This window comes from Streptomyces sp. NPDC006197, from assembly GCF_040613865.1.
Lineage (GTDB): Bacteria > Actinomycetota > Actinomycetes > Streptomycetales > Streptomycetaceae > Streptomyces.
The window spans coordinates 49,179-72,403 of sequence record NZ_JBEXSZ010000016.1 but is presented as its reverse complement, the minus strand read 5'-3'; the positions used below and the strand labels follow the sequence as shown (position 1 = coordinate 72,403).

Below are 23,225 nucleotides of genomic sequence, written 5' to 3'. Positions count from 1 at the left end.
GGGGCCGGGCGGGTCCTCGGTAAGATCCGATTCCATGCCTCTGGAGTGGTCCGGTCTCTCGCCCGAGCTGCTGCTGGTCGTCGACCGGGACAGCGGCGAGCCGCTGCGGACCCAGCTGGAACTCCGACTGCGGGACGCCATCCGGACCGGGCGGCTGCGGGTGGGCGAACGGCTGCCGTCCTCCCGTGAACTCGCCCGGATGCTGGGGGTCTCGCGCGGTCTCGTGCAGGAGTGCTACGCCCAGCTCCAGGCCGAGGGGTACCTCGTGACCCGCGTCGGCTCCGCCACCCGGGTCGCCACCGGCGCGGCGCCGCCGCCGGCGACCGCATCGGCGCCGCCGGTCCCCCCGCGCCTCCTGGCCGACTTCGCCTGGGGCGTCCCGGACCTGAGCGGATTCCCCCTCGCGGACTGGCTGTGGGCCACCCGCGAGGCGGCCCGCGCCATGCCGAAGTCGGCGCTGGGGTACGGGGATCCGCGCGGCAGCGCGGAGCTCCGCGAGGTCCTCGCCGGGTATCTGCGGCGGGTGCGCGCCGCCGCGGCGGATCCGGAACGGATCGTGGTCTGCACCGGTTACGCGCAGGGCCTCGGCCTTGCCCTGCGCGCCCTGGCCGGGGCGGGTGTCCGCACGGTGGCGTACGAGGACCCCGGTTCACCGACCACGGTCTCCTCGGCCGCGTCCCGGGCGGGCATGTCGGCGGTCCCCGTACCGGTCGACGAACTCGGCATCGACGTGCGGGCCCTCGCCGCGACCGACGCCCGCGCCGTCGTCGTGACCCCCGCGCACCAGTGGCCCACCGGTGTCGCCCTGGCACCCGAGCGCCGGCTCGCGCTGATCGAGTGGGCCAGGAGCCGGGACGCGGTGATCGTCGAGGACGACTACGACGCCGAATTCCGTTACGACCGCGAGCCGGTGGGCGCCTTGCAGGGGCTCGCCGCGGACCGTGTGATCTCCCTGGGCACCGTGAGCAAGTCCCTCGCGCCGGCGCTGCGCATCGGATGGATGCTGTGTCCGGCCGCGCTCACCGGGGCGATCGTCGAGCAGAAGCAGCTGAGCGACCGCGGGTCGCCCACGCTCGATCAGCTCGCCCTCGCCACGCTGATCGAGTCCGGTCGCTTCGACCGGCACCTGCGACGGATGCGGGCGACCTACGCGGCACGGCGCTCGACCCTGGTGGCCGCCCTCGCCGAGCACGCCCCCGAGGTCGGGGTGACCGGCCTCGCGGCGGGCTTCCACGCGGTCGCCCGTCTGGCCGGGCCGACCGACGAACAGGCCCTCGTCACCGCCGCCCGCGCCCGGTCCGTCGGCCTCTACGGCATGAGCGCCTGCCGCGCCTCGCACGCGCCGGGGCCGGTGCGGCTGGTCCTGGGCTTCGGCAACATCGGCGAGCGTGCCATCGCCGCAGGTCTCGCGGCGGTCGGCGACCTCCTCGGCGGCCGGTAGCACCCCGCCTCGGGCCGGTTCGAAAAAACTTCGCCGGGAGGCGAATCCTCTCGGCACCTCCCCGTCTCTTGTGTGTGTACCGGCCGAACGGGCCGGAGGAACACGGAGGGAACAGTAACCATGTGGACTGCCATCATCGTGGTCGGCGTCGTGCTCGTGGGTGCGTGCAGCTGGCACCTGATGCGACGCTTCAACAAGAGCCGCACCTGACCAGCGCCTGTGCGCGAGGCGCCTTCCGGTATGAGTAGCACATGAACCAACGCTTCTCCTGGCCTGACGAGCGGTTGATCAAGGCCGCTCAGGACGGCGACGTCACGTCGCTCACCACCGTCGTGTTGGAATCGCAGCCGCATGTGCGCAAGTTCGCCCTGTCACTGTGCGCCTCGCCGCAGGACGCGGAGGACGCGGCACAAGAGGCGCTGATCATCCTCTACCGGAAGATCGGCACCTTGCGGGCCACCGGCGCGCTTGCCTCATGGATGTTCCGGATCGTCCGCAACGAATGCCTCCGGCAGGTGAGGCTGCTCGTCGCCATGCGCGGCGAGCCCTCGGCCGAGCCGGAGGCGTGTGCGGAGCCGTCCGCCGAGGAGGCCGTGCTGTACAGGCTGGAGGTGGAGCGGATCGCGGCCGCGGTCAGCGCCCTTCCCCGTGAGCAGCGGCAGGTGCTGGTCATGCGGGACGTGCAGGGCCTGCCGGGCAGGACCGTCGCCCACACGCTCGGCCTGAGCACCGCCGCGATGAAGTCACGGCTGCACAGAGCACGCGCGGCGCTGCGTCACGCGCTGGAAGCGACCGACCAGGCAGCAGATCAAGCCATCGACCGACCAGTCGAAGGAGACTCACGCCCATGAACACCGTGAACATCGTGAAGCCCCCCGAGGGCACGAAGTCCCCGGTCATCGCACCGACCGCGATCACCGTGCCGGCCGCGGTCAAGGCGCCGTCCTCGGCGCCGGACTTCGCCAGCAAGTCCGTCCCGCGCCACCTGGCGCGCGGCGTCATCGGCTTCGGGCTCATCATCGGCTCGATCGCGATGGTGCCCGTCGCCGGCCCGGCCACCCTGCTGGCGGCCCCGCTGGCCCTCGTCGCCTTCCGCGGCTGCCCCACCTGCTGGATGGTCGGCCTGGCGCAGACCATCTCGCGGGGTCGTCTGGAGCGCCAGTGCGTGGACGGCGTCTGCACGCTCACCAAGGCCGACCCGTCGGCGAAGGCCACGTAGGGTCCGAGGCCTCCCGCCCCGGTCTTGGGCAGAGAGCGCGTCGTCGGCGTCCTGCGGCGTTGAAGGGAGGGACGGGACCGGAACACACCAGAAATGTGCCGTAGCGGCCGGTAAGAGCTGGTCAGCGGGTGGCCGAGCTCGGACTGACCGGATCCTCCGTCACGGGCAGGCACTCGGAGAGCAGGTCGACGACGTCGCGCCAGGCTCGCTGCGCGTGCCGTGGGTGGTAGCCGACGCCGGGGACGGTGGGGTGGTCGACCGGCGGGTGGTGGAAGGCGTGCAAGGCGCCGCCGTAGACCACGAGGCGCCAGTCGACGCCCGCGGCCTGCATCTCGGCGGCGAACGCGCCCCGTTGCGCGGGCGGCATGATCGGGTCTTCCGACCCGACCCCGGCCCACACCGGGCAGCGAATGCGCGCCGCCTCGCCCGGTCGGCCCGTGGTCAGCCCGTTGACCGTCCCGATCGCGCGCAGGTTGACGCCGTCGCGCCCGAGTTCCAGCCCGACGGCGCCCCCGGTGCCGTAGCCGATGGCGGCGATCCGGTCGGGGTCGGTCCGCGGTTCGGCGCGCAACACGTCGAGCGCCGCATGACCGATGCCCCGCATCCGGTCGGGGTCGGCGAGCAGCGGCATGCAACGGGCCAGCATCTCCTCGGGGTCACCCAAATAGCGCCCGCCGTGAAGGTCGAAGGCCAGCGCTACGTATCCCAGCTCGGCGAGAGCATCGGCCCGGCGGCGCTCGACGTCGCTGAGCCCCATGCCCTCTGGTCCGAGCAGCACCGCAGGCCGGCGGTCGACGCCGGCCGGGAGCGCGAGGTGCCCGATCATCGTCAGACCGTCGGCCGGGTACTCGACCGTGCGCGTCGTCATCGTTGTCATGGGGCTGGACTGTAGGGATCGTCGAGCCCGGTCGGGCCGGGGTTCACCCCTGGCGGAACACCCGGCGCATGACGATCGTGAGGGGCACCCCGGGGATCGACGGGCTGGGCAGGGTCGTGGACGTGCTGCGCGAGTGGCAGGACGAGGGGGCGCCGTCGCGACCCATGAGTCGGCCGGCTTCCGACCGCGCCCCGAGATCCGGGACCGGTACCGGGCCCGGGATGCCTGAGCGGCTCCCCGGGCCCGGGGAGCACGGCGGGATCGCCTCGACGCCGCACGGGACCTGGCCGCCCGCCTCACCCGGCACGCCCCGACGGCGGTGGCGGCCTGCTTCGCCGCCGCCGTCCCCACGGAGGGCGGACGGACCTGCGGCGGTTCCTCGGCCGCCAGGGCCGTCAGCGCACCCCCTCCCACAGCAGCCGTTCCCGCGCGCGCGGGTCGTCGACCGGGGCGGGCCCGGGCGTGGTGGTGAAGGTCATCGTCGTACGGGTCTCCTTGTCGTACGCCTTCCAGCCGGGGCTGCCCGTCTTCGCGAAGGCGACCCACGCCCCGTGCACGGCGTCCGCGAGTTCCCTGGGCGGGTGGGCGCCGAGCAGCGGGGCGTACGACGGGTCGTGGAGGCGGTCGAAGACGAAGGGCAGTTCCAGCGCGTGGCAGGCTCCGAGGGCGCCGTCGAACCTCGGGGAGCGCCAGGCGAACTCGTAGAGGTACGAGCCCGGGACGGCCTCGGCCAGGCGGACGGCCGGGATCCGGTAGAACCAGTCGGTGGCCACGGCGTCGAGGAGTTCGCCCGGCACGGCGTCCGGGCGGGCGGCCCGGTAGACGGGGAGGGCCTCGGCCGGGTCGAGGCCGTAGGCCGCGGTCATGGCGCGGAGCGAGGATTCGGGGAAGACGTGGAGCCGCTCCGTCGGCACCAGGAACAGGCGGTACTCCTCGCGGTTGCTGCCGATCATCAGGTCGACGCCGCAGTCCGGGCCGGGAAGGGCGAGGCCCGGCCGGACCGGCTCGAAGGGCATGATGTTCAGCACCGCCTCGCCCCACCGCGCCGGGTCCGGGTCGGCGGTCACCTCCGTGCGCAACGCGGCCTGCGCCGGGAGGAGTTCCGGCAGGGGGACGGCCTCGAAGGCCTCCGCGGTCGGCTCGATCCCCAGCTTCTCCGCGAGGCGGGCCGCGATCAGCCGGGCCGACGACGGGCGCAGGAAGTGGTGGCAGGCTCCGCTCTGCAGGATCGCCCGGCGGAAGAGCCCGCGGGCCGCCTCGGTGGTCAGCAGCGCGCCGATGCTCATCGCGCCCGCCGACTCGCCGAAGACGGTCACCCGGTCCGGGTCGCCGCCGAAGGAGGCGATGTTGTCCCGGACCCAGCGGAGCGCGGCGATCTGGTCGAGCAGGCCCCGGTCGTCGGGGCGGCCCGGGAGGTGGAGGAAGCCGTCCGCCCCCAGGCGGTAGTTGAGCGTGACGCAGACGACGCCGTCCCGGGCGAAGGCGGTCCCGTCGTAGCCGGACGCCGAGCCCGAGCCGTTGGTGAAGGCGCCTCCGTGCAGCCACACCATCACGGGGAGGCCGGTGCCCGGCTCCGGGGCCGGGGTCCAGACGTTGAGGTTCAGGCAGTCGTCCCCCGGGATCGCGTTCTCCGGGATGAGGGCGTCGAAGGGCGGGGCGTAGGGGGCGTGCGGCGCCGTCGGCCCGTGGGCCGTGGCGTCGCGCACCCCCGTCCACGGTTCCGGCGGGGCGGGCGCCCGGAACCGTCGCGCGCCGAAGGGCGGAGCGGCGTACGGGATGCCGAGGAAGGAGGTCACTCCGTCGGGGGAGGTCCGGCCGCGGACCTCCCCCTGCCGGGTGCGGCACACGGTCATGCCGCGAGGACTTCCAGGAGCGCCTTGCCGAACTCCTCGGGGCGTTCGAGGTGGACGGCGTGTCCGGCGTCGGCCACGGCGACCTCCCGGACCGTGCCTCCGGCCGCCGCGTAGCGGTCCAGGACGTGACGCGTCTGCGCCAGCATCGGCTGCGCGGGGGTGCCGTCCCAGCCCGGCACCGCGCCGATGGCGCCCAGGTGCGCCAGGTCGAACATCGAGGTGTCCGAGACGATGATGTCGTCCTCGCCCCGTATCCACAGCACCGGCGGCTTGGGCTCGATCAGGTGCAGGTCGTCGACGCGGAAGTGGGTCGGGGCCATGCAGTTGAGGACGCCGCGCGTCCCGGGCGCGATCCCGGGCCAGGCGTCGGACGTGGTGCTGTCGCCCGGGTAGTGGTCGTCGCCGAGGCGCGTGGCGAGCATGGACTCGACGTACGCGTCCTCGTCCGCGGTGCGGAACGGCGGCTTGACGTAGCAGGTCGTCAGGACGGAGCGCGGCGAGAGCGGGGAGTCCGCGCCGCGGTCGCCCTCGGCGAGCAGCCGGACGAAGTCCGGGTTGGCCGTGCCGCCGCCCGAGCCCGCCCCGTCCGCGGAGTTGAGGGTTCCGTCCACGCCGTGGGTGCCGCCGAAGCCGTACGGGGAGACGGGGCTGACCAGGGTCACGGAGCGGACCGCGGCCGGGTGGTCCCGGAGGTACTGCGTGACCACGCCGCCGCCCATGGACCAGCCGACCAGGTGGGCCCGGTCGATGCCGAGGGCCGTGAGCAGTTCGGCGAGGTCGTCGGCGTAGTCCCGCAGGCCGCGCGTGGCGTCGACGGGCAGCGGGTCGGTGCCGCCGAAACCGCGCAGGTCGACGGCGAGGGGCCGGTAGGGGGCCGGCAGCGTGGTCAGGGTGGAGTGCCAGAAGGCGGAGGAGGAGACGTTGCCGTGGACGAAGACGACGGCCTCGCCCTCGGTCCTGGCCTCGGTGATCTGCTGGGTGAGCCGGCCGGTGGCGACACGGCGGGTGCGGAGCGCGGTCATGTCCTTCTGGTCCTTCGGTCCTCGGGTGCTTCGGTCCTGGGCGGTTTCAGGAGAGCCAGGTGGCGACCTGGGCGGCGGCGGCACTGTGCCAGCCCAGTTCGAGGTGGTTGGCGCCGGCGACGGTGGCCTTGCCGCCGACGGTGGGGATGCCGGTGGTGTCGAGCGCGCTGGAGACGAAGACGACGCCGTCGCTGGGTCCGCGGTTCTCGTTGAAGATGCCGAGGACGTCGGCGGATCCGCCGGCCAGGAGGTAGGTGGTGACGGAGGCCGGGACTCCGGCGCCGTGCAGCGGGCCGATGAGCGATCCGGCGTCGATGGCGGCCTGGATGCCGCTGCCGGCGGTGTAGTAGCCCTGGCCTCCGTAGTAGGTCGTGTACCAGTCCTGGGCGGTGCCGTCGACTCCGTACGCGCCGTCCCAGCGGGCCAGCATCTGGCGCTGCCCGGGGTAGTTGTCCTGGCCGCCGGCCGGGGTCATCGAGAACTCGGGGTGCGCGGTGTACAGGCCGTAGCAGGTCATGTGGGAGTGCGGGGAGGGCGCGTTGATCTTTCCGCCGCACTCCGGCCAGATGGAGAAGTCGTGGGCCCAGCCGTGGGCGTACGGGTAGTCGTAGCCGCCGTTCGGGCCGCCGAGGGTGATCAGCCGGCGGACGTCACCGGCGTAGGGCCGTCCCCAGCTCGGCTTCAGGGACGACACGTACGCCCGGGTCGACATCTGGCCCTTGCTCCAGCCGACCAGGTCGACCTTGTCGACTCCCAGCTTCGCCCTGATGACGGCGATCGCGTCGCCGACGATCTGCGCCTGCATGAGGTTGTCGCCCTGCTTGTGCGCGAAGCCGACGGCGAAGACGCGGTGGCCGCGCTCGGCGAGGTACTGCATGAGTCCGGTGGACGGGCAGGAGGCGGCGCCGCAGCCGTAGCCGCCCGATTCTCCGGGGTTGGCCCAGGCGCGGTCGGCGGTGTCGTTCGCCCCGTGCACGAGGAGGACGGGGGTGGTGCGGCTGCCGGTGTTCCAGCCGGGGGCCGAGTAGAGCAGGAACCGGCCGGAGGACGGCCGGGAGGCGCCGAAGTAGGTGAGGCGCTTGCCGTCCTGGTCGCCGCGGCCGTCCGCCGGATAACCCTCGGTATGGAAGCCGCTGGTCGTGTCGAGATAGCGCTCGACCCGCTCCCAGCCGTTGGTGACGGTCCCGGCTCCGTAGCTCGCCTCCAGCGTGAGGTATGGAGGCGGCGCGGCGGCGACGGCGGGCGGGCCGAGCAGGGCCGTCACGACGGCCCCCACCACCGCGATGACACGGGCCGCGCGCGGTCGCCACCGCCGCCGCCCCGGACTCCGTCTGTCGGCCATGCCCCGGCCTCCCCCGCTCGTGCGCCCTCGGCGCGTCCTCCCGGTGCCCGTCCCGGCACCGGGAGCTGCACACGTTAGGCGGGCGGGGTGTCAGCGGGGCATAGAGCCGGGGCACACAAAGCGAGAGGCGGGCGTGGCGTGCCGCTACACGGCATCGGGCTCCGTCGTCTGGGCCGTGCGGGCGGCGGACGCGGCCAGTATGCCGTCGAGCAGCGCGTCGAGGCCGTCCGTCAGCTCCTGGTATCCGCCCTTCTCGGCCAGGGAGGGCGCGGTCTCGCGCAGTCGGGGGAGCTCGCGGGCCGGCATCAGGTGCAGCCCCAGGCGGAACGCCGGGTCGGGCTCGTCGGGGTTCTCGACCATGGCCCGCAGGTCGCTGAAGATGTAGCCGAGCACCCATCCGGTGACCGCCCGGTAGGCGGTGACGACGCCGTGCTCGTCGAGCCCGGCGCGGTCCAGGAGCGCCAGCACCCGCTCGTGGGCCTGCAGCACCGCGAGGGATCGGCGGGCCAGCGGGACCGCCAGCAGACGTGTGGCGAGCAGCGGCACGACGTGCGGGTGGGCGAGGGAGATCCGGTAGAGGGCGCAGGCTCCGCGGAGGAGCTCGGCCCGCCATTCGGGCAGGTCGGCCGCCTGGCCGAGGGGGGCGGGTTCCTCGCGGGCGAGGTCCTCGGCCAGCTCGGTGTAGAGCTGCTCGACCAGCCCGTCCAGGAGGGCGTCCTTGCTGGGGGCGTAGCGGTACAGCGCCATGGCCTCGACGTCGAGCTCGGCGGCGACCCGCCGCATGCTCAGGGCGGACAGGCCCTCGTGGTCCACCACGTCGAGGGCCGCGGCGAGGACGCGTTCACGGCTCAGTCGGCGGCGGCCGCGGCGGCGCTCGGTGGGGTGGCCGATGTCCACCTTCCTGCGCTCCGGCTGGGTGCTGCTGACCATGGCATGCCTCCGGGCTCGACGTCGCGCTGCGACTCTTCCCGACTATATACGAACCATTCCGAACAGCTACGTTTACCACGTAAGTGGACATATGTTGACATCCAGGATAACCCCTAGCAATATGTATGTTTAAACCGTAGACGTACGACGACAGCACAGCTGCCCGGTCCCCCCGCTGGAGGCCGCTGACATGGACGGCAACCGCACCCTCCGCACCGAGTGCTCCGAGCTGAACGCCCCGCGCCCGCTCGTCCGGCCCCGTCTGACCCTCGTCATCCCGACGCGCAACGAGCGCGAATCCGTCCCGCTGCTGCTGCGCGCCCTGGAACCGGCCTTCGGCGGACTGCCCGTCGAGATCCTGTTCGTCGACGACAGCGACGACGACACACCGGCGACGGCCGCGCGGCACGCCCCGGACTGCCGGCTGCCGGTCCGCATGATCCACCGAGAGGGCGGCGCCCGCGAAGGCGGCCTGGCGGGGGCCGTCCTCGCGGGCGCCCGCCGTGCCCGGGGCGAATGGGCCCTGGTCATGGACGCCGACCTCCAGCACCCGCCGGAGGCGGCCGCCGCGCTCGCCCGCACCGCCCTGGGCCACGGCGTGGACATCGTGGTCGGCACCCGCTACGCGGGATCCGGATCGACCGGTGACGGGCTCGACGGCCCCGTGCGCCGGCTCGTCTCCCGTGGCAGCACGCTCCTCACCAAGGCGGTCTTCCCCCGCCGGCTGGCCGGCGTCAGCGACCCCATGAGCGGACTCTTCGCCTTCCGCACCGCCGCGATCGACATGGACCGGCTCAGCCCCCTCGGCTTCAAGGTGCTGCTCGAACTGCTCGTCCGGCACCCCGGCGCCCGCGTCGCCGAGGTCTCCTACCGCTTCGCCCCCCGCGCGGCCGGCACCTCCAAGGCCTCGCTGCGCGAGGGCCTGCGGTTCCTGCGCCATCTGGCCCGGCTGCGCCGGCCCACCCTCGCCGCGCCCCGCGCCGGCGAGGGCCGCCACTCCGTGACCGGCCGCCGTGACCTCGGCACGACCGCGCGGTTCCTGGCCTTCGGACTCGTCGGACTCAGCGGCATCGCCGTCAACACCGCCGCCCTGTGGTTCTTCCACACCGTCGCGGGACTCCAGCACCTCCTCGGCGCCACGCTCGCCACCCAGGTGTCGTCCCTGTGGAACTTCGCCCTCCTCGAGACGCTCGTCTACCGCGGCGGCCGGAGCGGCGACAAGCGCGCGGTCCTCGTCCGCGGCATCGCCTTCCTCGCCCTGAACAACCTGCTGCTGCTCGGCCGGCTGCCTCTCCTCGAATGGTTCGTCGACTCCGGGATCGGACTGCTCACCGCCAACGTCCTCAGTCTCGTCGCGCTCTTCCTGGCCCGGTTCCTCTTCAGCGACCTGCTCATCTACCGCCGCCGCCGTGACGCCGGAGCCCGCCGCGACCCCGTACGCGTGCTCGTCGCCCCCGGCTCCGTCCCTCCCGGCTCCCCGGCCCCCTCCCCCGCCGCAACGGCCCCGGACACCCCCGCCACGGAACCCGCGGCCTCCACGAGCCACCCCAAGCGCCCCCGGTACCTGACCTACCGCTACGACATCGCCGGCACCGTCACCATCGGCTCCCAGATCCGCCTGCCCGAGCTGGAGTTCTTCCGCGCCCAGTGGGTGCCGCCCGACTCCTGCGACATCACCGTCCGCGTCGGCGACGTCGGCCGCCGGTTCCCCCGCCACCGCGCGGTCATGACCGAGATCCCCGGCCGCGGCGGACCGCAGCCCACCACCGTGCAGTACGAGGAGCAGCTCGGCCGGCTCGGCGCCAACTTCCGCGTCGACATCGGCGACCCCATCGACGTCCTCGTCAGCCCGCTCCTCGCCCGCTCCCCCCACGTCGTCTACACCAACGTCCTGGAGGCGCTGCTGCGCTTCGTGCTCGTCGCCCGCGGCCGGATGCTGCTGCACTCCGCGACCGTCGAGCTGGGCGGCACCGGCGTGATGCTCTCCGCGCTCACCGACACCGGGAAGACCTCCACCATCCTGCGGCTGCTGAGCGAACACGACGGACGGTTCCTGTCCGACGACATGACCGTCGTCGACGCCACCGGCAACGCCCTCTGCTTCCCCAAGCCGCTCACCATCAGCGCGCACACCCTGCACGCCGTGCGCTCCGACGACCTGACCCCCCACGAATGGCGCCGGCTGCAGCGGCAGAGTCGTCTGCACTCCAAGGAAGGCCGCTCCTTCGCCTTCACCCTGGCCCGCCACAACCTGCCCATCATGTGCGTCAACGCGGTCACGCAGATCCTCGTGCCCCCGCCGAAGTACGCCGTCGACCGGCTCGTCTCCTGCCGGCTGAGCAGCGCCGTCAAGGTGACCGAGCTGTTCGTCATCGAGCGCGGCACGCCCCGCCTGAGCGACCTCGGCCACGACGAGACCGTCGACCGGCTGCTCGTGAACACCGAGGACGCCTACGGCTTCCCGCCGTTCAGGTACTTCGCCCCCGCCATCACCGTCGACGGGCTCGACCACGCCCGGCTGCGCAGCCGCGAACGGGACGTCCTGTCGGGCTTCCTCTCCGGCGTGCGCACCCGTGTCCTGGCCTCCGACCGCTTCGGCTGGGCCGACGAGATACCGCGACTGCTCGACGCGGACCGGCCGGCGGCCGGCGGCCGGTCGGCGCCCCAGGTGGACGGGCACCCGTGGCCGCACTGGATGCCGGAGGGCGAATCGCCCCTGCCCCTACCCTCCGGCGCCCTGCCCCCGCATCCCGCCCTCCGAACCGACTCCGGCGCCGCCCACGAGCGCGGCCCCGGCGGGAGGACGCCATGATCCGCCCATCGGAAACGGGCACGGCCCCACCGGAACCGAAGCCCGGGCGGGCGCTGCACGGCGGTCGGGAATTCTTCTCGCGCCTCGCCGGCAGGGTCGACCTGCCGCTTCTCGGCATCGTCGTCCTGGCCGCGACCCTGAGACTGATCGAACTGGACCGGATCGGCCTGCGTGGTGACGAGACCGTCTACGTCGGCCAGGCCGGCGTACTGGCCGACAACCATGAGCTCGACCGCTACTTCATTCTCACCAGTCGCGGGAACTCCAACTTCCTGCTGTATCAGGAAATACTCTCGGTCGTGTTCCGGATGTTCGGAGTCGGGGACGTGACGGCGCGGATCGTCTCCGCCGTGTTCAGCACACTGACGGTGCCGGTGATCTACTGGATAGCGCTGACGTTCTTCGGGCGGCGCAGCGCGCTCTTCGCGGCGCTCCTGTTCGCTCTCAGCGGCTACTCGATCTCGCTGGGCCGACTCGCCCTGTTGGACTCCGCCCTCGTCTTCTTCTCCACCCTGACCATTCTGTGCGCGGTCAGGCTCGTGCACACCGGACATCCCGGGTGGCTGTACGCCATGGCCGCCACGGGCACCCTGACCGTCCAGGCCAAGGTCACCGGCGTGCTCGCGCTGGTGGTGGCGGTCGCCTACGTCGCCGTCGCCGGGAACGTGCGCAAGCTCGCGACACCCCGTCACCTGCTCCTCGCCCTGCTCACGGTGGTGGTGTGCAGTGTGCCGGTGATCATTCAGCTCGTTCAGCGCTGGAACGTCTTCAACGAATTCCTGACATCGAGTCTGCGGCGGAGCAGCGCCGTTCCGTGGTACTACTACGAAAAGTTGCTGCTCTCCTACGAGGGCGCGGTCGTGCTGGCGTTGTGGGTGCTGGGGATCGTCTTCGCGGTCGTCCGGCGGACTCGGGGCGACAAGCTGTTGCTCCTGTGGGTCTTCGCGATGATCGCCTTCTATTCGTTCTATCCGCTGAAAGCGTTCAACTACCTTCTTCCGGTGGTTCCAGCGGTGTCGATCCTCGCGGGCCGCATGCTCGGTTCGGCCTCCTACGCGCTGCGACGGCCGCAACTTCGACGGTTGGCCCCCGCCGTGCTCACGCTCGCGATGTTCGCGGCGGTCTTCCCGACCTTCGGCAAGCAGTTCGACGACAGGTCCTATCCCGGCCTGCGCGAGGCCGCCGAGTGGATCGCGGCGGAGTCTCCGAAGGACGCGGGGGTGATGGTCCTGTCCCAGGGCTCGGCCCACTATGTCTTCAGCTACTACGCGCACCGCGATTCCTATCCGTTCGGGCGCTTCAACCTCGCGACGGTCATGCCGGGCGGAAAGATCATCCCGGCGTCCGCTCCGAAGGAGGGCACGCGAACGCCCCGGGACTGGGTGACGGATTGGCCGAACCGGCTGATCACGGACGGCACGGTGTCGTACCTCGTGTACTACACGCCATGGGCGGACGACCCGCCGGCGGAGAACCAGGTGGTCCGCACGGCCGTGCAGCGCCGCCTGCAGATGTTCGTCGAGCTCTACCACGGGAAACTGGTCCACGTCGAATACCGCCACCACGAGGCGCGGACATGGGTCTACCAGCTGACGACCCGGCGTCCCAGCCCGGTCCTCGCCCTCAAGCTCAACGGACCGACGGTGTCCGTGACCGGTAAGGGCTTCATGGCGAACACGCCGCTCACGGTGACGTTCAACGGAAAGGTCGTCGCGCACGGCCGTTCCGACCTGGACGGCGCGGCGTCCGTCACGCTGCCCATGCCCTCGCGCATCCGTCCACGATCCCTGCTCGTCGTGACGGACGCCGGGGGCAGGTACGCATCGCTGGTGTTCCCCAAGCCGACGATCTCGTACCGGACGGACACCCGGGGCGCGAAGGTCGATGGCGTCGGTTTCCGGCCGAACGACCTTGTGACGGCGACCTACCACGGTGTGGTCGTGGCGCGGGCGAAGGCGGACCGGGCGGGAAGCGTGCAGCTGTCGTTCCCGGTCCCCCAGCGCATCTTCCCGCAATGGAGGCTGGTCGTCGCGGACCAGGCGGGCAACTACGCCGAGCGGACCCTGCCGGCACCGACGCTCCGGACGACCGTCGTGCCCGAGCAGGTGAGTGCGGCCGGTGACGGCTTCACCGGCAACGGAGTGGGGGCAGGGCGATGAGGCAGCACGAGATGCAGACGACACACCGCCCGGTGGAAGAGCCCCCGGCCGAAGTGCCCGTCCGCCGGCGGAGCCGCCGCCGGCTGGCCCTCGTCGCCGTCGTCGTCCTGGCGGCCGTCGCCGCGGTTCTCGTCGCTCTGCTCGGCCCGCAGGAAACACGGCGGGACGCCCCGACCGCGCCGGCGTGGGGCGGCGGTGGAGTTCCCTGCCGGAGCGCACCGCTCACGCACGTCCACCATCCCACGCGACTGTCCGTCGTCGCCAAGTGCGCGACCGTCAGCGGGATCGTACAGAGGGTGCGGTACCGGCCCACTGACGGCAACGTGCACCTGACGGTGGCGGTGGACGGGCAGTTCCAGCGCTATCTCCGCCCGGCGAACCGAGGGCTCCTCACCGTCGAGGTGATCCCGCCCGACGCGCCGTACGTGATCATTCCACCGGTCGGCAAGCATGCGACGTTCTTCGGCGCGTGGGTCCTCGACCGCAACCAGCAGCACGCCGCCGAACTGCATCCGGCCTGGCGGATCGTGCCCGACGGAACCCCCGTCGCACAGGCGACGCCGACGCCGCCGAAAGCCCCCGGCAAGCTGTCCGCCGCCGTGGACATGCCGGCGGCCGTGGCGGTCGGGGAACAGTTCCGGGCCGTCGTACGAGCCCAGACCTCGGCGGCGGCGAAGACGGCCGCGGCGAGCGAGGCGCGCGTGTTCGCCGAGATCACGAACGCCGAGGGCAAAGCCGTCGGCTGGAAGGCCGCTACGACGAACTCCCTCGGCTCCGCCAGCATGGACTTCGTCGCCCTGCACGCGCCGGGGACGTTCGTGGTCCACTTCTACGTCGACAAGGACGGGCAGATGGTCACCGTCTCCGAACCGCTCACCATCAAGCGGAAGTGACCGTCGAGGCCCCCGGCCGGACACGGCCCGCAGGACGGCGGGTCGCGACCGGTGCGGCGGACGAGGGCGGGGCTGCCGGTCACCGGAGAGAGCCCGATGACCGGCGGCCCGGTGGCGCCACCGGTGAGTCAGTGCCTTCAGCAGGTCACGGACGCGGTCGCCTGGCTGGTGTTGCCCGCCAGGTCTCGGGCGCGCACCTCGTAGGTGTGGGTGGCCGGGCAGACGGCCGTCTTGTCGCTGAACGTCAGCTTGTTGGACGCCACCGTGGCGAGGTAGGTGCCATTGCGGTACACGTCGTACGCGAACACGCCGATGTTGTCGCTCGCCGCGGTCCAGTTGAGCAGGCTGGTGGTGGTGCCCTGACGCACGACGGTGAGGTTGCCGACCGGCGTGGGCGCGGAGCTGTCGCTCGCGAAGTCGTAGACCTGCTGGTCGAAGGTGTTGCCCTGGGAGTCGGTCGGCGTGACGGTCATCCTGGTGCCGTCCACCGCGACCTTGAGGAAGTGGTACACCTGGGCGTCGTCGGTCGGCGCCGGCGCGGCGCCGCAGGCCTTGCCCCGGTTCGTGGTGTAGGTCCAGCTCCTGGCGTACGCGTCCGTCGGGGAGCAGGTGCCGACCGGGGACAGGGTGGCGCCGCCACCGCCGGTCACGTAGCTGGGGACGCCGCCCGGCGGTGCCACGTTGCGCTGGTAGTGGTGGGCGTGGCCGTTGAACACCAGGTTCACGCCGTTGTCGTGCAGCAGCTGCTCCAGGCTGTTGGGGTTGCCCGGGGTGTTCTGGAGGAACGTGTCCGACTTCTGGGCGGCGCTGTCGGACCGCAGCGGGAAGTGGAACACGGCGACCTTGAGGCCGCCCGGGTGCGCGGCCAAGTCGTTCTGCAGCCACTGGTACTCGGCGGCCGTCGTCGCCCAGTGGGCGGCGCGGTCGATCTCGTACATCTTGCAGCTTCCGCTGGTCCCGCAGGAGCCGCCGGTCGCGGAGCCCAGGTTGCTGTCGGTCCACGAGGCGTCGAGCACGTAGAAGCGCACACCCCCGTTGTCGAACGCGTAGTACGTCGTCGGGTACGACGCCGGGGTCGTCCCGAGGATCGACGGATACGACGTCATCGCGTACACGCCGTTGGACTCGGCCGCGGTCCGTGTCTCCGGCCAGGTCGTCAGGGCCGTGGAGTTACGGCCGTGGTTGCCGTTCGTGAAGTACAGCGGAAGGCTCTGACCGGGAACGGCCCAGTAGGAGGGCCCGAAGACCGCGCTGATGTTGGGGCCGGTCTGTTTCAGGTCACCGTAGTTGGTGGTGCTGCCGGTCTGGTACGCCACGTCGCCGGCGGACAGCGCGAACCGTGCGCCGCTCTGGCCGAGCTGCGCCATGACGCCCGCCTGGTTCACGTTCAGCGATCCGTCGTTGACGCCGCTGTTGGTCGTGTCGCCCCAGTCACCGATGACGCCGAAGGTGAACGGCTGGGTGCCCGTCGGCCCCTGCCGCGTGGTGAACTGCGGGGAGGGGTTGGTGCCGAGCAGGTCGACGCCCGCCCCGGTGTACACCCGGTAGCAGTAGGGGGTGTCGGCGGCGAGGCCGGCGACGGTCACCGTGTTGCGGTACTCGGTGACGCCGTTGACGGTCATGGACGTGCCCTGGGCCGTCGCGTTGACCGTGTTGGCCGTGCAGTTGCCGAGCGGGCCGTACCGCACCCTGACCGTGCTCCGCGTGGTCGTCGCGAAGTTCACCTGGACGGAACCCGAGGTGAGGTCGGACAGGTACGGGGCCCGGGTCAGCTGGGGGTCGGCTCCGGGCAGATCGGCGAAGGAGGTGCCGGACTGAGCAGCCGTCATGACCGCGGCCAGGGCTGCCACCAGCGCACCCCCGAGGCGGCGGTGACGACGTCGGGTTCCGGCGGATCCGGTGCCCCTCGGCTCGGGAAGGCGGTACCGGGAATGCGGACGAGGATGTTCCATGGATGCTCCGGCAGCGGGTGTGCGGACAGGAGGGGTACCGCCCCGCGCGGTGGTCGTCCGTCCGACGAGCTCACGGGCGACAGCGGCAGAACGGCTCGGTCACGGTATGTGCCCTTCATGTCCGGACGAGTGCGGACGCGGGACAAGTGGGGGAGCGTCGCGCCGCCTTCACCCGGTCGGCCTCAGGAACCCCGGCGAGCGGGTGATGTGACGTTCCGCAGCGCGCCTCTCCGTGGCGGCTCGGTGAGGATGTGAGGGGTCTCTCCTCCCCGGTCGATCGGCCAAAGAGGATCATCAGCACTCCACGGAGGTCGCCGTGCGCGGTTGCGACGGAAGACTGGCACTCGGGAACCGGCGGCGGACGCCGCAAGCAGTCCGGCAGCGCCGCGGCCTGCGGATGCGGGGCAGAACGGCCGTCACCGCGGCCCTCATCGCCCTCTCCCTCGCGTCCTCCCTGGCCGTGACGTCGCCGGCCACGGCCGACGGTCCGCCCGGAGGCGGCCCCGGCGCGACAGGGCGCTTCGCCTATGTGGCCAACGCCGGCTCCCGGACCGTGTCGGTGATGCAGGTCGGTTCCCCGGCGGCCCTGGCCACGATCCCCGTCCCGGCCGGAGCCGAGGACCTCGCCGTGTCGCCGCGCGGCGACCGGGTCTATGTGACCGGCGGCCTGCGATCGCACGAGGTGTCGGTGATCGACACGTCCAGCCGCCGCGTCGTCCGTACGATCCGTGCCGGGGACCGCCCGGTGGGCGTCGCCGTCACCGCCCGCGGGTCCAGGGCCGTCGTCGCCAACGCCGAGTCCGACACCGTCTCGGTGATCGACACCCGGCGCGACCGGGTCGTCAGGACCCTGAAGGTCGGGGACTGGCCCCGGGACGTGGCCATCACCCCCAACGGCCGCTGGGCCTACGTCACCAATCTGAAGTCCCACTCCGTGTCGGTGATCGACGTCTGGCGGGGCCGGGTCTTCGACACCATCCGGCTCGAGAACGACACGGCGGCCTTCGCCGTGGCCCTCTCCGCCGACGGCCGCCAGGCCTACGTGACCGGCGGCAACGGCTCGGACAGCCTGACGGTCATCGACACCGTGGCCAACGAGATCGTGGACTCCGTGCAGGTCCCGAAGGGGGCGGAGAACCTCGTCGTCACGCCCGAGGAGTCGGCGGCGTCGGAGACGCCGCAGGTCTACGTCAGCGGCGGCTTCGGCACCAACACCGTCTCGGTGATCGACCCGCGGCTGCTGATCGTGATCCGCACCTTCACCGTCCCGTACGGGGCGGAAGGACTGGCCATCAACGCGAACGGCGATCGGCTCCTCGTCACCTCCGGCGTGGGCGAGAACTGGCTGACCGTCGTCAACGCCGAGACGGACACGGTGATGCGGGCCGTGCGCGTGGGCTGGAACCCGCTCAACGTCGCCATGGACACCCCTCCGACGAATGCTCCGTGACGACGGGTCCTTCGTGTCCGCGGCATGACCGTGACGGGTCTGGTGGAGCAACTCGTTCCTCACGGGTTGCGGGTGTTGTTCGAGCCGGCCCGGGAGTGGACATCAGATCCGTCACAGGTGCGGCGGCTACGCGATGCCGCCGCACCCGTATACGTCGCGTCGGTCACAGGTGACACCCCACACCCCCCGGCCGGTGCGCACCCGTTCGCGTGCTAGCGTCCGCCACCGTGACATCCGCCCCTGACGCGGCCATATCCCCTCCCGGTACGGCCGACACCTGCCCCTACGGTCACGCGGCTCCGCCGCCGGTCCCCGGGACGGGCCGGCAGGACCCGCTCGGGCCGCTCGACCTGTTCGACGAGGGCTTCGTCCGCGACCCGTACCCCCGGCTGGACCGCCTGCGGTCCGAGGCGCCGGTCCACCGGGACCCCGCCACCGGGCTGTGGCTCGTCAGCCGGTACGAGGACATCCGCCGGGTCCTGCTCGACCCGGTCGCCTTCCGGCCGGACAACGCCCAGCAGGCGGTCACGCCCCTGGGCGTTCCCGCGTTGCGGCTGCTGGCCCGGGCGGGCTTCCGGCTGGGCCCCGCGCTCGCCGACAACGCGACCGACAGCCATCCGGGGCTGCGCCGCGTCGTCACGCGGTTCTTCAACGCCCGGCGGGTGGCGGCCTCGGTCCCGGTGACCGAGCGGATCGCCGACGAGCTGCTCACCACGGTACGGGCAGAACTCGACACCACCGGGCACAGCGACCTCTTCCGCGCGTACGCGCACACCCTGCCCTGCCGGGTGATGATGGAGCTCCTCGGCATCGAGGGGCTCGACGCCGCCACGCTGGCCCGCTGGAGCGACGCCTCGCTGGAACTCTTCTGGGGACGCCCCTCGGCGGACCGCCAGGTCGAGCTGGCCGCGCTCGTGGCGGAGTTCCACGCATGGCTCACGCAGCTCGTGAGCGACCGGAACGCGCCGGCGGACGGCTTCGTCGGGGCGCTGACCCGTCACCGCCTGCCCGACGGGAAACCGGTCGATCCGCGGACCGCGGTCAGCGTCTGCTTCTTCGTCTTCATCGCCGGACAGTCCACGACCGGCCAGCTCATCTCCACCGTCCTGCTCCGCGCCCTCGCCGAACCGGGGATCTGGCGGCGGTCGGCCCACGAGGAGGGTCTGGCCGAGGCGTGGGTCGAGGAGGTGCTGCGGCGGGAGCCGCCCGTCACCTCGTGGCGCCGGGTGACCGCTCACCCGGCGGAGCTGGGCGGTGTCGCACTCCCCGCCGGGGCCGAGCTGCTGCTGATGCTCATGGGCAGCGGCTCCGACCCCGGCGTCTTCGACAACCCCGGGCAGATGCTTCCCGGCCGCGCGAACAAACGCCACCACCTCGCCTTCGGCGTGGGCCGCCACCGCTGCCCGGGCGCGTCCCTGGCGCGCACGGAGGCGGCCGTGGCCCTCCGTACGGCCGCCCGCCGCCTGCCCGCCGTCCGGCTCTCGCCCGACGCGGCCCAGGCGCCCGTCCTCGGACTGCTGTCCTTCCGCGCTCCGCTGCGGGTCCCGGTCGAAGAGCCGCCCCGGACGCCCTGAAGCCCGGCACCACCGATGCGACCGGGCCTTCACTCTGCTACTGGAGGCTGAGTCGGTGGGGGTGGAAGGGATCCGTGGGGCAGGTGTGGATCCGCAGGTAGCCGCGCCCCAGGTACACGCCGGTGGGGGTGATGACGTGCAGGAAGAGGTCGGTGCGAAGGTCTTCCCGTGGGGCCCAGCTCTCCGACGCGGGCTCCCATTCAACGTGGTGCGCGGTCAGGAGCGGTGGCATGGAGGTGCCGCAGACCGTGCAGTCGACGGGGCGGGGGTCGGTGAGGTGCCAGGTGGCGAAGCCGCCGACCTTCCAGCCGGGTGCGAGGGACAGATCGCCGGCGTACTCGGTGGGGAAGTCCGCCTCCGCTTCCTCCTCGTCCTCGTCGAGGAGCTCCTCCTCCCACGTCGCGATGGCTTCCCGGAGGTCCTCGGGGAGCAGGCCGAGGTATTCGTGCTCGGTGATCTGCTCGGGGTGGAGTTCGCAGGGCTGGGGCACGCACTCGGGTGAGCCGACCACCAGCGGTTCGGGCTGGTCGCCCAGGACGGTGCCGATGTCGTCGCTGCGGCGCCACTTCAGGACGACGTCGACGCTCCGGTCGGGGCCGTGTGCTTCGAAGGGGCACCAGAAGACCTGGAGGAGGTCGTGTCCCTCGGGCCCGGTGAGGTCGGGGATGTCGCGGGTCCACAGCTGGGCGACGGCCAGCATGGGAATGGGGTCCGCGTCGCCGATCGGGAGGTCGTGGGTGCCCGCCCGGAGGGTGGCGAGGAACGCGATCTCCTCGTCGGTCTTCTCCCGTCCCTCCGAGGCGGCGTGGACGCGGCGCGCGCGGCGGACGTCGGCCAGGAGGTGTCCGGTCGTCTTGGAGTGGACGGCGGTGCACACCGGCCAGGGTTCGTCGGCCGGCCACAACATCGGGCCGGCGACGGAGCTGTCCCGGGCCTTCGGATCGCCCGGGCGGGGGTGCAGTCGCGTCGCCGTACGCCGGTGCTCGGCAAGGGCGGGAAACAGCGCTTCGACGTCGTAGGGGCGCGGAGGTGTGGTGCGGGTCATGCGGTTCTCCGGAACGGTTCGTCGTGGACGCCGGACGCCGGTTCTGACGTAGGCGGCGGGATTCTCCAGAACGCGGGCGAAGGTGCCCCCTTGCTTCCCCACGCCGTGGGGAACTCCACGTGACTCCCCGCTGGGAGTGCCTTCCCTTCCTTGTGACGCCGCGACCGGCACTCGGTCGCGGCGCCTACTGGAAGCTGAGCCGGTGGGGGTGCGCCGGGTCGACGGGGCAGGTGTGGACGCGCATCACACCGCGGCCGAGGTAGACGCCGACCGGGTCGATCACGTCCGGGTCGTCGGCTGAGTCACGGTCCTCAAGAGGAAGCCAGCTTCTCGAACCGCCGTCGCATTCCCACTTGTCGACGGTGAGCAGAGGAGGCATCGGTGTGCCGCAGACCGCGCAGTCGACCGGTGCGGGATCGGTGAGGTGCCAGGACGCGAAGCCGCCCACCTTCCATCCCGGGGCGATGGACAGGTCTCCCATGTAGTCGACCTCGTACTCCTCCCCCGCCCGCGCCCGGGCCATCGCGGCCGCGTACTCCTCGTACGCGTCGTGACCCTGCGGCGCGGAGGGGTCGTACGCGTCCTCGTCGTCGTCCTCCTCGTCCAGCAGGTCCTCCTCCCAGTCGGCGATACCGTCCTGGAGTTCCTCGCTCAGCAGGCCCAGGTACTCGTGCTCGACGACCTGTTCGGGGTGCAGGACGCACGGGGTGGGCACGCATTCCTCGCGGCCCGCCACCGGGGGCGCGGGCTGGTCCGCCAGGACGTCCCCGGCCTCGTGCGAGCGCCGCCACTTCAGCACGACGTCGATGGTGCGGTCGGGGCCGTGCACCTCGAAGGGGCACCAGAACACCTGGAGCAGGTCGTGGCCTTCCGGACCGACGAGGTCGGGGACGTCCCGCGTGTACAGCTGGGCGACCGCCAGCAGCGGGAGAGGATCCTCGTCCCGGAGGTCCGGGGCGTGCTGCCCCGGGTCGAGGACGTCGAGGATCCGCCGCTCCTCGGCGGAGAAGTCCCGCCCCCTCGCCTCGGCGAGGACGCGCCGCTTGAGCCGCACGTCGGCCGGCCGATGGCCCGTGCCCTTGGTGTGCACCGCGGTGCACACCGGCCACGGCTCGTCGGCCGGCCACCACAGCGGTCCCGCCACCGAGCTCTCCTCCGCCTTCGCGACGCCCTGGCGCGGATGCAGGCGCGTAGCGGTACGCCGGTGGGCGGAGAGGGCGGGGAAAACGGCTTCGACGTCGACGGGTCGCGGGGGCGTGGTGCGGGTCATGCGGTCCTCCATGGCGGTTCGGCGTCGATGCTATAGGCCGGTTCGGCGGCTCCCGGCCGAGTCCGTCAGCACGGAAGAGGCGGGCACGGGCGTTGATTTGGGGCTTCGGTCTGCACGGAACCGGCACGGGGGTCAGCACCGCGGCGCCGGAGAAGCTCATGCCGACAGGCGCATGCTCGTACGGTCGTTCCGGGGAACCGGGCGGGGAGAGCATGCGTGTACTCCCGAAGAACGGGGGAGGCCCCCGATACGACGTCGGGGAGGCGGCACGGTGGGCGGAGCGACAGCACTTGCGGAACGGATCGCCGAGCGGCGGGCCGGGCTCGGCGACCCCAGGGAACTGGTGGGGGAACTGCGGCGTGCCCTGGTCCTCGTCCCGGTGGACTCCGGGGGGCTGTGGACGGCGGAGTTCGGCGGGGTGCGCTGGATCTGCGCCTTCACCGACGAAGCGGCGCTCGCCCGGTTCGCCCGGGCCCGTGACGCGGCCGGCGGGGACACCGGGCGCGAGGCGGGCGGTACGTGGGAGTTCGCGGAGCTGCGCGGGGCGCGGCTGCTCGACGAGATCGTCCCCGCCCTGGGCGTCCCCGCCGGAGTGGCCGTCGACGTCGCCGATCCGGAGGGGGCGATGGCCTTCCCGCCGGTCCGGGGCATCGTGCCCGACGACGTGGCGATCGACGCACCGGCCGACGGGCAGGCCGGCCCACCGGCCGACGTACCGGCCGACGGCGGTGGCGTCCGATGAGCGGGGGCGGGCAGGAGAACCTGCGGTTCGACGCGGAGAGCATCAAGAAGATCACCGAGGGGATCCGCGCGGCCACCGCCGAACTCCGGGACATCGGCACGGGCACCGGCGCCGTGCTCGGCAAGGGGTTCTCCGAACTCTCGATGACCGGCATGGAGGCCGGGCACCACGGTCTCTCGGTGGACTTCGAGGACTACTGCGAGCGCTGGGAGTGGGGCGTACGGGCGCTGGTCCAGGACGCCAACACCCTCGCGGCGACGCTGGGACTGGCCGCCGGACTCGTCTGGGAGGAGGACCAGTACCTCCAGGGCACCTTCAAGATCGCCGTGAACTCCGCCGTGGGCAACCCGCACGCCTCCGAGGCCGACATCGTCACACAGGACTGGGGCGACGTGTTCACCCCCGACTACCTGAACCCCGACTGGAGCCCCGAATCCTTCGAACGTGCCGGGGACGAGGCCGCGCAGACCTGGAAGGACACCGGGCGGGCGCTCGTGACGGAGGGCGAGGGCGGGAGCCGGGCGCGGATCCTCAACGAGCTTCTGGGCGTGGACCAGGGCGACTTCGACCGTGCGGTGGACGAGACGTTCGGCCCGTCTCCCGAGCAGCGGGCCGCCCAGCAGCAGAACACCGGGGGGAACTGA

At 72.3% G+C, this 23,225-nt stretch carries 18 protein-coding genes; 10 read left to right on the top strand and 8 right to left on the bottom strand.

Features of this window, described 5'->3' with window-relative positions:
* Nucleotides 1-34 precede the first annotated feature (34 nt).
* The 3 genes from ABZ318_RS07745 to ABZ318_RS07735 all read left to right on the top strand — a co-directional run bounded on the left by ABZ318_RS07745 (nucleotide 35) and on the right by ABZ318_RS07735 (nucleotide 2,660).
* The gene (locus tag ABZ318_RS07745) at nucleotides 35-1,441 is read left to right on the top strand and encodes a PLP-dependent aminotransferase family protein (protein ID WP_356901604.1); all 1,407 of its coding nucleotides are present in this window, start codon (nucleotides 35-37) and stop codon (nucleotides 1,439-1,441) included.
* Nucleotides 1,442-1,692: 251 nt separating this feature from the next.
* Nucleotides 1,693-2,292 (top strand): RNA polymerase sigma factor, encoded by a 600-nt coding sequence (locus tag ABZ318_RS07740; RefSeq protein WP_356901603.1) that lies wholly within the window; start codon nucleotides 1,693-1,695, stop codon nucleotides 2,290-2,292.
* A complete protein-coding gene (locus ABZ318_RS07735) occupies nucleotides 2,289-2,660 on the top strand; it encodes a hypothetical protein (RefSeq protein ID WP_356901602.1) in 372 nt (123 codons plus the stop codon). Before ABZ318_RS07740 ends, ABZ318_RS07735 begins: the two co-directional genes overlap by 4 nt.
* Nucleotides 2,661-2,781: 121 nt before the next feature.
* Here the strand turns inward: ABZ318_RS07735 and ABZ318_RS07730 are convergent, their stop codons facing one another.
* From ABZ318_RS07730 to ABZ318_RS07710, 5 genes are all read right to left on the bottom strand, one after another.
* Nucleotides 2,782-3,537: a dienelactone hydrolase family protein gene (locus ABZ318_RS07730; protein ID WP_356901601.1), complete on the bottom strand. Its 756-nt coding sequence runs from the start codon at nucleotides 3,535-3,537 to the stop codon at nucleotides 2,782-2,784.
* A 395-nt stretch (nucleotides 3,538-3,932) separates the two neighbouring features.
* The gene (locus ABZ318_RS07725) at nucleotides 3,933-5,390 is read right to left on the bottom strand and encodes a carboxylesterase/lipase family protein (protein WP_356901600.1); all 1,458 of its coding nucleotides are present in this window, start codon (nucleotides 5,388-5,390) and stop codon (nucleotides 3,933-3,935) included.
* On the bottom strand, nucleotides 5,387-6,412 hold the full coding sequence (locus tag ABZ318_RS07720; RefSeq protein WP_356901599.1) for an alpha/beta hydrolase: 1,026 nt from the start codon (nucleotides 6,410-6,412) through the stop codon (nucleotides 5,387-5,389). Before ABZ318_RS07720 ends, ABZ318_RS07725 begins: the two co-directional genes overlap by 4 nt.
* Nucleotides 6,413-6,458: 46 nt before the next feature.
* The gene (locus ABZ318_RS07715) at nucleotides 6,459-7,754 is read right to left on the bottom strand and encodes a lipase (protein ID WP_356901598.1); all 1,296 of its coding nucleotides are present in this window, start codon (nucleotides 7,752-7,754) and stop codon (nucleotides 6,459-6,461) included.
* A 144-nt stretch (nucleotides 7,755-7,898) separates the two neighbouring features.
* Nucleotides 7,899-8,684: a TetR/AcrR family transcriptional regulator gene (locus ABZ318_RS07710; protein ID WP_356901597.1), complete on the bottom strand. Its 786-nt coding sequence runs from the start codon at nucleotides 8,682-8,684 to the stop codon at nucleotides 7,899-7,901.
* Nucleotides 8,685-8,874: 190 nt separating this feature from the next.
* Here ABZ318_RS07710 and ABZ318_RS07705 point away from each other — a divergent pair, with 190 nt between their 5' ends.
* The 3 genes from ABZ318_RS07705 to ABZ318_RS07695 are packed head-to-tail and all read left to right on the top strand — an operon-like array spanning nucleotide 8,875 to nucleotide 14,548.
* On the top strand, nucleotides 8,875-11,496 hold the full coding sequence (locus ABZ318_RS07705) for a glycosyltransferase family 2 protein (protein ID WP_356901596.1): 2,622 nt from the start codon (nucleotides 8,875-8,877) through the stop codon (nucleotides 11,494-11,496).
* Nucleotides 11,493-13,655: a glycosyltransferase family 39 protein gene (locus ABZ318_RS07700; RefSeq protein ID WP_356901595.1), complete on the top strand. Its 2,163-nt coding sequence runs from the start codon at nucleotides 11,493-11,495 to the stop codon at nucleotides 13,653-13,655. The genes ABZ318_RS07705 and ABZ318_RS07700 overlap by 4 nt, the downstream gene beginning before the upstream one ends.
* Nucleotides 13,652-14,548, top strand: a complete 897-nt coding sequence (locus ABZ318_RS07695; RefSeq protein WP_356901594.1) for a hypothetical protein — start codon at nucleotides 13,652-13,654, stop codon at nucleotides 14,546-14,548. The genes ABZ318_RS07700 and ABZ318_RS07695 overlap by 4 nt, the downstream gene beginning before the upstream one ends.
* 137 nt (nucleotides 14,549-14,685) lie before the next feature.
* On the opposite strand, the gene ABZ318_RS07690 is transcribed toward ABZ318_RS07695, so the two are convergent.
* On the bottom strand, nucleotides 14,686-16,398 hold the full coding sequence (locus tag ABZ318_RS07690) for a fibronectin type III domain-containing protein (RefSeq protein WP_356901593.1): 1,713 nt from the start codon (nucleotides 16,396-16,398) through the stop codon (nucleotides 14,686-14,688).
* 499 nt (nucleotides 16,399-16,897) lie between these two features.
* Here ABZ318_RS07690 and ABZ318_RS07685 point away from each other — a divergent pair, with 499 nt between their 5' ends.
* Together ABZ318_RS07685 and ABZ318_RS07680 are read left to right on the top strand one after the other, a co-directional pair.
* Entirely contained in the window at nucleotides 16,898-17,950 is a 1,053-nt protein-coding gene (locus ABZ318_RS07685) for a YncE family protein (protein WP_356901592.1), read from the top strand.
* A 227-nt stretch (nucleotides 17,951-18,177) separates the two neighbouring features.
* The gene (locus ABZ318_RS07680; RefSeq protein WP_356901591.1) at nucleotides 18,178-19,524 is read left to right on the top strand and encodes a cytochrome P450; all 1,347 of its coding nucleotides are present in this window, start codon (nucleotides 18,178-18,180) and stop codon (nucleotides 19,522-19,524) included.
* A 37-nt stretch (nucleotides 19,525-19,561) separates the two neighbouring features.
* On the opposite strand, the gene ABZ318_RS07675 is transcribed toward ABZ318_RS07680, so the two are convergent.
* Both ABZ318_RS07675 and ABZ318_RS07670 read right to left on the bottom strand, forming a co-directional pair.
* Nucleotides 19,562-20,569, bottom strand: a complete 1,008-nt coding sequence (locus ABZ318_RS07675) for a hypothetical protein (protein WP_356901590.1) — start codon at nucleotides 20,567-20,569, stop codon at nucleotides 19,562-19,564.
* 184 nt (nucleotides 20,570-20,753) lie between these two features.
* Nucleotides 20,754-21,839: a hypothetical protein gene (locus ABZ318_RS07670; RefSeq protein WP_356901589.1), complete on the bottom strand. Its 1,086-nt coding sequence runs from the start codon at nucleotides 21,837-21,839 to the stop codon at nucleotides 20,754-20,756.
* A 271-nt stretch (nucleotides 21,840-22,110) separates the two neighbouring features.
* On the opposite strand from ABZ318_RS07670, the gene ABZ318_RS07665 reads away from it, so the two are divergent.
* Both ABZ318_RS07665 and ABZ318_RS07660 read left to right on the top strand, forming a co-directional pair.
* Nucleotides 22,111-22,581 carry a hypothetical protein gene (locus ABZ318_RS07665; RefSeq protein WP_356901588.1) on the top strand — a complete coding sequence of 157 codons (471 nt, stop codon included), beginning with the start codon at nucleotides 22,111-22,113 and terminating at the stop codon, nucleotides 22,579-22,581.
* Nucleotides 22,578-23,225, top strand: a complete 648-nt coding sequence (locus ABZ318_RS07660; protein ID WP_356901587.1) for a hypothetical protein — start codon at nucleotides 22,578-22,580, stop codon at nucleotides 23,223-23,225. The genes ABZ318_RS07665 and ABZ318_RS07660 overlap by 4 nt, the downstream gene beginning before the upstream one ends.

What these genes read in the sequence shown, in the direction of transcription:
- ABZ318_RS07745 (WP_356901604.1), top strand. Translation starts at nt 35, where the DNA reads ATGCCTCTGGAGTGGTCCGGTCTCTCGCCCGAGCTGCTGCTGGTCGTC.
- ABZ318_RS07740 (WP_356901603.1), top strand. Translation starts at nt 1,693, where the DNA reads ATGAACCAACGCTTCTCCTGGCCTGACGAGCGGTTGATCAAGGCCGCT.
- ABZ318_RS07735 (WP_356901602.1), top strand. Translation starts at nt 2,289, where the DNA reads ATGAACACCGTGAACATCGTGAAGCCCCCCGAGGGCACGAAGTCCCCG.
- ABZ318_RS07730 (WP_356901601.1), bottom strand. Translation starts at nt 3,537, where the DNA reads ATGACAACGATGACGACGCGCACGGTCGAGTACCCGGCCGACGGTCTG.
- ABZ318_RS07725 (WP_356901600.1), bottom strand. Translation starts at nt 5,390, where the DNA reads ATGACCGTGTGCCGCACCCGGCAGGGGGAGGTCCGCGGCCGGACCTCC.
- ABZ318_RS07720 (WP_356901599.1), bottom strand. Translation starts at nt 6,412, where the DNA reads ATGACCGCGCTCCGCACCCGCCGTGTCGCCACCGGCCGGCTCACCCAG.
- ABZ318_RS07715 (WP_356901598.1), bottom strand. Translation starts at nt 7,754, where the DNA reads ATGGCCGACAGACGGAGTCCGGGGCGGCGGCGGTGGCGACCGCGCGCG.
- ABZ318_RS07710 (WP_356901597.1), bottom strand. Translation starts at nt 8,684, where the DNA reads ATGGTCAGCAGCACCCAGCCGGAGCGCAGGAAGGTGGACATCGGCCAC.
- ABZ318_RS07705 (WP_356901596.1), top strand. Translation starts at nt 8,875, where the DNA reads ATGGACGGCAACCGCACCCTCCGCACCGAGTGCTCCGAGCTGAACGCC.
- ABZ318_RS07700 (WP_356901595.1), top strand. Translation starts at nt 11,493, where the DNA reads ATGATCCGCCCATCGGAAACGGGCACGGCCCCACCGGAACCGAAGCCC.
- ABZ318_RS07695 (WP_356901594.1), top strand. Translation starts at nt 13,652, where the DNA reads ATGAGGCAGCACGAGATGCAGACGACACACCGCCCGGTGGAAGAGCCC.
- ABZ318_RS07685 (WP_356901592.1), top strand. Translation starts at nt 16,898, where the DNA reads ATGCGGGGCAGAACGGCCGTCACCGCGGCCCTCATCGCCCTCTCCCTC.
- ABZ318_RS07675 (WP_356901590.1), bottom strand. Translation starts at nt 20,569, where the DNA reads ATGACCCGCACCACACCTCCGCGCCCCTACGACGTCGAAGCGCTGTTT.
- ABZ318_RS07670 (WP_356901589.1), bottom strand. Translation starts at nt 21,839, where the DNA reads ATGACCCGCACCACGCCCCCGCGACCCGTCGACGTCGAAGCCGTTTTC.
- ABZ318_RS07660 (WP_356901587.1), top strand. Translation starts at nt 22,578, where the DNA reads ATGAGCGGGGGCGGGCAGGAGAACCTGCGGTTCGACGCGGAGAGCATC.